The sequence below is a fragment of the Acinetobacter sp. SwsAc4 genome, from assembly GCF_013391535.1.
Classification (GTDB): domain Bacteria; phylum Pseudomonadota; class Gammaproteobacteria; order Pseudomonadales; family Moraxellaceae; genus Acinetobacter.
In genome coordinates, this window is record NZ_JACAXC010000049.1 from 1 (window position 1) to 8,414 (window position 8,414).

At 35.4% G+C, this 8,414-nt stretch carries 9 protein-coding genes; 7 read left to right on the plus strand and 2 right to left on the minus strand.

From position 1 onward, the window contains the following. Positions 1-191 precede the first annotated feature (191 nt). From repM to HYG88_RS14780, 6 genes are all read left to right on the plus strand, one after another. Positions 192-1,115 carry a replication initiation protein RepM gene (repM, locus tag HYG88_RS14755; protein WP_023271596.1) on the plus strand — a complete coding sequence of 308 codons (924 nt, stop codon included), beginning with the start codon at positions 192-194 and terminating at the stop codon, positions 1,113-1,115. Positions 1,116-1,181: 66 nt separating this feature from the next. Continuing rightward, positions 1,182-1,721: a plasmid replication DNA-binding protein gene (locus HYG88_RS14760; protein ID WP_108473290.1), complete on the plus strand. Its 540-nt coding sequence runs from the start codon at positions 1,182-1,184 to the stop codon at positions 1,719-1,721. Positions 1,722-1,929: 208 nt separating this feature from the next. Beyond that, positions 1,930-2,538 carry a hypothetical protein gene (locus tag HYG88_RS14765; protein WP_087548442.1) on the plus strand — a complete coding sequence of 203 codons (609 nt, stop codon included), beginning with the start codon at positions 1,930-1,932 and terminating at the stop codon, positions 2,536-2,538. Positions 2,539-2,813: 275 nt separating this feature from the next. After that, complete coding sequence (locus HYG88_RS14770) at positions 2,814-3,101, plus strand: BrnT family toxin (RefSeq protein WP_004797784.1); 288 nt, start codon at positions 2,814-2,816, stop codon at positions 3,099-3,101. Next, complete coding sequence (locus HYG88_RS14775) at positions 3,088-3,402, plus strand: BrnA antitoxin family protein (protein WP_032032443.1); 315 nt, start codon at positions 3,088-3,090, stop codon at positions 3,400-3,402. The genes HYG88_RS14770 and HYG88_RS14775 overlap by 14 nt, the downstream gene beginning before the upstream one ends. 209 nt (positions 3,403-3,611) lie before the next feature. Next, a complete protein-coding gene (locus HYG88_RS14780) occupies positions 3,612-4,616 on the plus strand; it encodes a DNA cytosine methyltransferase (protein ID WP_178883359.1) in 1,005 nt (334 codons plus the stop codon). Between the two features lie 37 nt (positions 4,617-4,653). On the opposite strand, the gene HYG88_RS14785 is transcribed toward HYG88_RS14780, so the two are convergent. After that, positions 4,654-5,547 carry a HaeIII family restriction endonuclease gene (locus HYG88_RS14785; RefSeq protein ID WP_032032326.1) on the minus strand — a complete coding sequence of 298 codons (894 nt, stop codon included), beginning with the start codon at positions 5,545-5,547 and terminating at the stop codon, positions 4,654-4,656. Positions 5,548-5,733: 186 nt separating this feature from the next. After that, the gene (locus HYG88_RS14790; protein WP_005146105.1) at positions 5,734-6,507 is read right to left on the minus strand and encodes a hypothetical protein; all 774 of its coding nucleotides are present in this window, start codon (positions 6,505-6,507) and stop codon (positions 5,734-5,736) included. 303 nt (positions 6,508-6,810) lie between these two features. On the opposite strand from HYG88_RS14790, the gene HYG88_RS14795 reads away from it, so the two are divergent. Further along, entirely contained in the window at positions 6,811-7,983 is a 1,173-nt protein-coding gene (locus HYG88_RS14795; RefSeq protein WP_023271595.1) for a MobA/MobL family protein, read from the plus strand. Positions 7,984-8,414: the final 431 nt, after the last annotated feature.

Here is an 8,414-nt window from a genome sequence, read left to right on the forward strand (position 1 = left end):
TTAATACTTTTAAATACTTTTAGAGTAGCTGAAAGCCTCTAATAGCAATAGTTTTAGAGGTAATACCACTACGTTTATCGACCTATATCACTACGTTTATCGACCTATATCACTACGTTTATCGACCATTTGACTACTTCAATATTTGATGTAGTATTACTACATGATTTTATGATGTAGTAATAAGAATAATGAAAGACTTAGTTGTCAAAGATAATGCTCTAATTAATGCAAGTTATAATCTTGATTTAGTTGAGCAAAGGCTAGTTCTACTAGCAATTATTGAAGCTAGACAAACAGGTAAAGGAATCAATGCTAATGATGCTTTAGTAATTCATGCATCCAGCTATATAGAGAATTTCGGTGTAGAGAAACATACGGCTTATGCTGTTTTGAAAGAGGCAAGTAAGGTCTTATTTGATAGGAGGTTCACTTATCAATCTTTAACAGATAAAGGGAATGTAAAAACTACTCATAGCCGTTGGGTAAGCGAAATTAGCTATATTGATAATGAAGCATCAGTAAGTCTTATCTTTTCACCAGCTGTCGTCCCATTAATTACAAGGCTTGAGGAACGATTTACTAGTTATGAACTAAAGCAAGTAAGTCAATTGACAAGCAGATATGCCACTAGACTTTATGAACTACTAGTTGCTTGGCGTAGCACTGGTCAAACTCCAGTATTTGAGATTTCAGAATTTAGGCAGCAACTTGGTATTGCGGATGATGAATATACGCGCTCAGATAATTTCAAAAGAAGAGTTCTAGATATAGCTATATCTCAAATCAATACTTTTACGGACATCAATGTTAAGTCTGAACAGCATAAAACTGGACGATCAATTTCAGGCTATAGCTTTTCATTTAAGCCAAAGACGTCAGTTAAAAATATTTCTAAAACAAGGAGTGAACAACTAGAACTGATTGGCCAATTGACAGATAAACAGATTCTTTTGTTCTCAGGTAGGTTAGCTTATGAACCCACATTCGCATCAAAATATAGTAAAGCAGGTGAAAGCTATGATGACTTTATAATTAGAATATCTAGAGACTTAACAGATCCTAAAAAAATTAAAGAATATTCTCCATATCTTAAAGAATTAGGATTCAAATAGGTTTGTAAATTGACTTTGTCAACTTAACAGTGAAGTATTAACTCAATTTAACTCCCAGTTTACAATATGAAAAAATTATCAGTTTCAGAATTAGCTAAGCTGTATGGATATTCAAGACAAGCTATATATGCTCATATAAATAAAGGAAATTTATCGAAAGGTTCTGATGGATTAATTGACTTTTCAGAAGCTTTAAGAGTATTTGGAGAACCCCAAAGTAAAGTATCAGATGTCAACTTACGTCAATCAACTAACAGTCAAAACTTGACTGAAGTTGACTTATTAAAACGACAGGTTGACATACTTGAAAAACAATTGAATCAAGCTTTACTTAGAGAAAACCAATCATTAGAGCGTGAATCTTTTTATCAAGAACAAATTGAAGCTATGCAACGTCTTTTAGAGGCCCCAAAACCTCATATCCCTACGTCTGTCGACCCAGAACCCACTCAGATGACAGAGGAAAATGAAGAAGAAGAAGTCGCAGCTATGATGCAAAAAGAACCAGAGGCTAGTGAAAATAAGCGCATTCCTGTGCCTGAGCGCATTGAACCAGAGCCTGAGAAAAGGGGGTTTTGGAGTCGTTTTTTTAGACCCTATGATTAACCACGATTGTTTAACTGAGATGAACAAAGTTGTGCAACATTGATCAAATAATAGGCGTGGAACGTGAAAAATCATCAAAAAAGCCCAACTCAGCTGAGTTGGGCTTTTTTATATACGATAAAGACATGATTTATAAGAAATAAAAATTTGCATTTCGTATAAGGTGTATTATGTTAATTTTAGGGAAATTTAATAAAGGTACAATTAAATGACAAATACTTTAATTAATAGCTTTGAGTATAAATGGAATAAGCTCTTCCCTAATAAAGTTCCAATTTCATATTTGTTTAAACATTATTTTCCAAATAGCTGGATTCGCTTACATAGTCTTCCTAATTCAAAAAGATACGCTGATGACGCTATTGAAATAGACTTATTACTCAGAAGACAAAATCAAATAATTAGTGACTGCTTTCCCTTAAACACAATAGTTTTTATTGTTTCAGGTAATTCCTTCATAGGTGATTCATCTATAGCTAACTATGATCAAATTGCCAAACTTCAATATAATTTCATTAATGGGTCACGTATAAATTTACATGAAATTGATCCTGAATATTTTGATGATGGTGAAAATAATGATTTATATTTCACCCCTGCATTTACGGAAATAGTATGGGAACAAAATTTACATAACGATCTATTACTTAAGATCGCTAATGATGAGACTCGTGCATTTTTAATATCTTTTGAAAAAAAGATAATCATTGCACCTTATGATGGTGGTTTAGACATAATTATTGACGACTTTAATTTAAGAAATCAGATAAAACAAAAATATCACGAAATGTTATCAACACGAGATGATCAACTATAGAGTCTACCTTTAACTTTTTCTCATCAAGTTTTTTACATCAATTTAACATAATGGGCGTTATGCGAAACGCATATAAAAATAGTTTTATATTTCAAAAAGTTATGCTATAAAAAATCGGGGACGCAAACCCGAAAAGCCGACTTGGAAACAAGTCGGCTTTTTTATGATCATTTTTGATAGTTCTTGCCAATAATTTTAACTAAAAATTACGCTTCTCAACTTGAGTGATACAATTTTGTGATACATTATTGTATATACAAATTTGAATGTTTTTTATGGAACAGTATTTTGAATGGGATGAGGCTAAGAATCGAAAGAATCAGAAAAAGCATGATATCTCTTTCGAAACTGCAAGCCTTGTTTTCGATGATCCATTAAGGATCTCAATCCAAGACAGACATACCGATGGTGAAGAACGTTGGCAGACCATTGGAAAAGTGAAAGGCGTACTAATGCTCTTAGTAGCTCATACCATATTTGATGAAGATGACTGTGAAATCATAAGAATTATTAGTGCAAGACAGGTAACAAAAGCGGAGCGAGATAAATATGAGCATGGTTAGACACTCACGCAAAGAACTGAATGAAAAATTCAGCGACAAGCAAGATGCTGAAATTGAACGCTTGCTTGCTAAGGGAATGCTTCCTGACGATCAACTAGACCTATCAGATATTCCTGAAATTACCGACTGGAGTAATGCTGTACGCCACAATCAATTCTACCGTCCAGTGAAGCAACAAACATCTATTCGTTTAGATGCTGACGTACTTGCATGGTTCAAAGCACAAGGCAAAGGTTATCAAACACGTATGAATGAAATCTTACGGGATGCTATGCTAAAAGAATTAAAAAATCATCAATAAAAATGGGAGCTTAGGCTCCCATTTTTTAGATTCGTATAACGCGTATTATGTTAATTTTAGGAAATCTTAATGCATCTCTATCTGTAATTATATTTACAGTATCAATAATGCTCTGACACGACGTGATACGACGCTTTATTTTAAAAAAAACTGGCCTTTTGAATCCAAAAATGTAAAAATTACTTTAAATCATCAATCGTGTTTTCAATATGCCTCTTAATATAGCTTCTTTTTTCTCTGGTGCAGGCGGTCTAGATCTTGGCTTCAAACAAGCAGGTTTTGACATCATTTTTGCCAATGAATTTGATAAAGATATTTGGGCTACCTATGAGCATAATCATCCTGAAACAACTTTAGATAAGCGTAGTATCACCTTAATCAATGAATCTGACGTTCCAGATTGTGATGGCATTATCGGTGGTCCACCATGCCAAAGTTGGAGCGAAGCAGGTTCACGAAGAGGCATTGAAGATAAAAGAGGGCAACTCTTTTTTGATTTTATTCGTATTCTTGAAGCTAAAAAACCATCATTTTTCTTAGCTGAGAATGTTAGTGGAATGCTAGCTCCTAGACATAAAGATGCTCTCGAGAACATCAAAAATACCTTTCTTGAAGCTGGTTATGATCTTCATTTTAAACTTCTAAATGCAGCAGATTTTGGGATTGCTCAAGATCGAAAACGAGTTATTTTTATTGGTTTTAGATCTGATCTCAATGTCGATTACTCATTTCCAGAGCCAACACAAGAACCTAAGCATCTAGAAGATATCATTAAAGATCTAGAACATAATGCTGTACCAGCACTGAATAAATCAAAACCGAACCCAGATGTTGAAATTGCCAATCATGAATATATGATAGGTGGCTTTTCATCTATGTATATGTCAAGAAACCGTGTTAGAGCATGGGATGAACCATCTTTTACTATTCAAGCTGGTGGACGACATGCCCCTATTCATCCAAGCGCACCGAAAATGATAAAACTAGAACAAGATAAATTTATGTTTTCACCGAAAGGTGAATATAGACGTTTAAGTGTGAGAGAGTGTGCCAGAATCCAAAGCTTCCCAGATGACTTTATTTTTAAATATTCAGATGTAAATCATGGATATAAAATGATTGGAAATGCTGTAAATGTTGACTTTGCTAGGATTTTAGCAAAAAGTATCATGGAAGCATTGAACCAAGCTACTTCGCTATCCAAAGCAAGTTAAAGAAAAACGTGAAGCAACTTGCTTCACGTTTTTTATTTTAAAATTGAATAATTTTTACAGGCACTGGAGCATTATTCATATCTACAGATGAGTCAAATTTTAAACTTAGAGATGAATTTAAGTTAAATCTAGAACTGGCTGTATGTAAGCGCATGTTCAAAATAAAATTATTATCAAACTTTACGATCAAATAACCACTTTCTGGATCAATATAAGCTTCATCTATCCTATGAGCATCTTGGATATTAGAAAAATCTTTTATCCAAATGGTTCTAGATGATGGGTCTAGCATAACTTTTTCAAAGTTAGTATTACCCACTAAGAATCTAAAATATCTTTGAATAGCATGCGCATCAGCATAATTAGTAAGATATTTTAGAACCAAGTTACAAACATCTTCATATAAGTTCGTGATTAGATAAGGTGCTCTTGCTTTCACAAGGTTAAATAAATAATCCCCATTTTCATTTCGATCAGTAGGCAATACAAAAGACTTGAAATTACGTTCTATAGCGGTTAATTCATTTCTATATTGAGTGTCCAACACAGGATTATTGATACCTAATTGATTACTAATAAGTGCTCCAGGTCTTTGATGTTTACAAGCATCATGATTATGTTTTAGTGAAATATTTCTAATAGTTCCATCAGTATAAATAATTCTAATATCCGTTACATCACCCGCTACAGCAGCACTATCTTTTAACCTTTCAATTGTTGCAATATTTTGTACACAGAGTTCATCTGAATATTTTTCTGAGAATTCTGAAAATAGCTGTTGCTGATAGACTGGTAAGGCACCAAAATAAGCTAAATCTCTTACTTGATCCTGTTGAGTGGTACCAAGTAAAACAATCTGAGAATTCTGTTGGCAAATAATATCTACTAATCTTGCCTCTAAAGCTCTTCCATTGTTATTTGATCTTGTCACGCTATTCCCCTCACATATAAAAGGAATAGCTTTTACCACTTCATGCAAATAACTGTAAACATAACTTAATCTGCATATAATTTTTTATAGATTATTTAACATAAAACCTCTTATGCGAAATACAACAAAAAAAGCCCAGCTTAGGACTAAACTTACAACTAAAAAAATATTTAATTAATTGATAATTCAATATTTTTTATTTCTTAATTCATTTACTTCTAAAATAGCTTTTTCAATCTCAATCGTCGTAATGCTTTTCCCATCGTGGGTGTACTTTGATAAATTATTTAAAGCTATAACGATAACATCGTCTTCTAATCTATAGCTACTCGTTAATCTAGAAGCTTCAGCAAAAAACCGAGTCGCTCTCATACGATGAAAATATCTATGATATTCAATAAACATATCTTTTATGCTTTCACTTGAACTATTTGAACCAATTTGCAACTCTTTACAGGCTGCAAGCACAGCACCACCAACTTCAAATTTACGTCGGTTTTCAGCAGTTCTTTTCTTCTTAGCTTCGTTCTTTTGGATCTGACTCAGATATAACTCTAAATCACTGACATCAAGCTTTTGTGCCTTAAAATTTAAATAACGAGTACACATGGTTTTGAGAAGATTTACATCTGCCTTCTCTAACAAACCGCATTCATAATCATCATATAATTTTAAAAATTTTTTCTCATATTCAGACTTATTCTTTTCAGACTCCAATTGGTCAGCTAATAGCACGAGCCTAGTGTGTTCACGGTACGGTTTTAACGCTTCTTTCACCAAAACCTGCTGCGGTTCAGACAATAACTCAAAGTTAAAATCTTTCTTTAGAAGAAACATCATTACTTCATCTTGCAGTTCCGAGCGTTCCTGACGTCTTAAAAATTCAACAAAGCCATGCAACTCTGCCACCTGGAGTAATTGAGCCGGTCTTCCACGTTTTTTTGCTTTTTCAAAAGTCATTATCTGCCGCCGAATTTTCAGAACTGCTACCGATCCAAATATGGTTTTACCATATTTGGATCGGGCAGTCTGAAAATAATTATTTAAATAAAAAATAAAATTTCTTGAAAAGAATTTCTATTTTTTATTTAAATAATTCGCACTTGACAGTTTCTCCTCATCGGAGAAACTAGTACGCAATGGGGCGCTTCCCCCTTGACCCCCTTCAACCGGATTTTTCAGCCATTGAGGCGTTCCAAATCCGAGCGGTTTTCATTTCGTTTCACTCCATAAAAACCGGTCCAAAACCATTTAGAGGTGAACATGGCCAGCTACCATTTCAGCGTCAAAAACAAAAATAAAGGTTATGCAATGGGCCACTACCTCTATATTTCCCGACTGATGCAATACGAAAACGTCCGCAAGAAAAGTGACGAAATTTTAGAATACGTTGAACCTGGCAAATGCATGCCATCCTGGGTAAAAGATCCGATTGAATTTTGGCAAGCCGCTGATACTTTTGAGCGAGCGAATGCCAAAGTCTACATCGAGTATGAAATTGCCCTTCCCAACGAATTCACGCCAGACCAGCGTAAAACGCTCATAGAGACGTTTTTAGACAAACATATAGCTCCACAGCAATATCCGCATTCATACGCCATACATAACGTTAAATCGCGTCTCAGTGGCGAAGAACAGCCGCATTGCCACCTCATGTTCTCCCTCAAAGCCGATGACGGCATTGAACGCACAGCCGAACAGTACTTCAAACGCTACAATCCCCAAGATCCGGCCAAAGGCGGTGCCAAGAAAATCCAGCTCCAGGATGGCCATGCTGATTACACCACTTACCTCCTGCATATCCGAAAAGCTTGGGAAAATCACCTGAATGACGCATTGGCAGAACATAGCCCAACCGTGACTTACCAGATCGATGGCCAGGAGATCCAAATTAAAAATCAAGTTTCGGCAGACAACTACGAAAAATACAACGAGATACACGGCACCCTCTACCTACCAGAACCCAAACTGGGGACAGGCAAACAAAATGAAACTGTGGAATACCTGACGGAAATCCAGAAAATCAGACAACACAATGCCAAAGAACGAGAACTGGAACAGCGCCAACAACACTTTGATCAACAGCATGAATACTACTACAGCTGCTCAAACGAACCCTTCAGCTCTCCTGAAGTGATGCACTACCTCAATCACCTCATTAAAAAAGCCAGCAACAAAAAAGAACTGGGCCACGATATCAACGAAATTATTCAAACCCAGCAACCGATCCTGCATCACGAAAAATGGGATATCGATACCATCAATTTTAATCTCAACAACGCCAGGTTATACCCTGAACCGGACATGGAGTTTAAAGTCCTATCTGTACAACCAAAACCAGTGATTGAACCAACATCACAGCCGAAGCCAAAACCTGAAATACACCCCTCACAGCTTGAACCGAAACGAAATGATTATGATGGTCCGGGTTTTTAAAAATGGATCTGGATCAGAAAGTACAGAGCGAGTGTCTACGAGCGATATCACCAAAAGTCGCGCCTCTGCCCTCTGAAAAACCGCTTTTTTAGGTTAACAAACCTAAAAAAGTGAAGTTTAGATGTCGAAATGAGAGCCTAGACCGAGCGAAGCGAGCATAAAGTTTTATGAGCGAAGCGAATTCCGAGTTGCTTTTGCTTTTTCTCAAATTCACGAAGGAATTAACCGAAAAATTGCCCCTGAATCGAGCGAAAGCGAGATTCAATAGAGTTTGAGCGTAGCGAAAACCACGGGCAATTTTTCATTCTCAATGTTTTTAATAATTTTTAATACTTTTAAATACTTTTAGAGTAGCTGAAAGCCTCTAATAGCAATAGTTTTAGAGGTAATACCACTACGTTTATCGACCTATATCACTACGTTTATCGACC

Bases quoted from the DNA above. Each gene is read 5' to 3' on its own strand.
- repM (WP_023271596.1), top strand. From the start codon at position 192: ATGAAAGACTTAGTTGTCAAAGATAATGCTCTAATTAATGCAAGTTAT.
- HYG88_RS14760 (WP_108473290.1), top strand. From the start codon at position 1,182: ATGAAAAAATTATCAGTTTCAGAATTAGCTAAGCTGTATGGATATTCA.
- HYG88_RS14765 (WP_087548442.1), top strand. From the start codon at position 1,930: ATGACAAATACTTTAATTAATAGCTTTGAGTATAAATGGAATAAGCTC.
- HYG88_RS14770 (WP_004797784.1), top strand. From the start codon at position 2,814: ATGGAACAGTATTTTGAATGGGATGAGGCTAAGAATCGAAAGAATCAG.
- HYG88_RS14775 (WP_032032443.1), top strand. From the start codon at position 3,088: ATGAGCATGGTTAGACACTCACGCAAAGAACTGAATGAAAAATTCAGC.
- HYG88_RS14780 (WP_178883359.1), top strand. From the start codon at position 3,612: ATGCCTCTTAATATAGCTTCTTTTTTCTCTGGTGCAGGCGGTCTAGAT.
- HYG88_RS14790 (WP_005146105.1), bottom strand. From the start codon at position 6,507: ATGACTTTTGAAAAAGCAAAAAAACGTGGAAGACCGGCTCAATTACTC.
- HYG88_RS14795 (WP_023271595.1), top strand. From the start codon at position 6,811: ATGGCCAGCTACCATTTCAGCGTCAAAAACAAAAATAAAGGTTATGCA.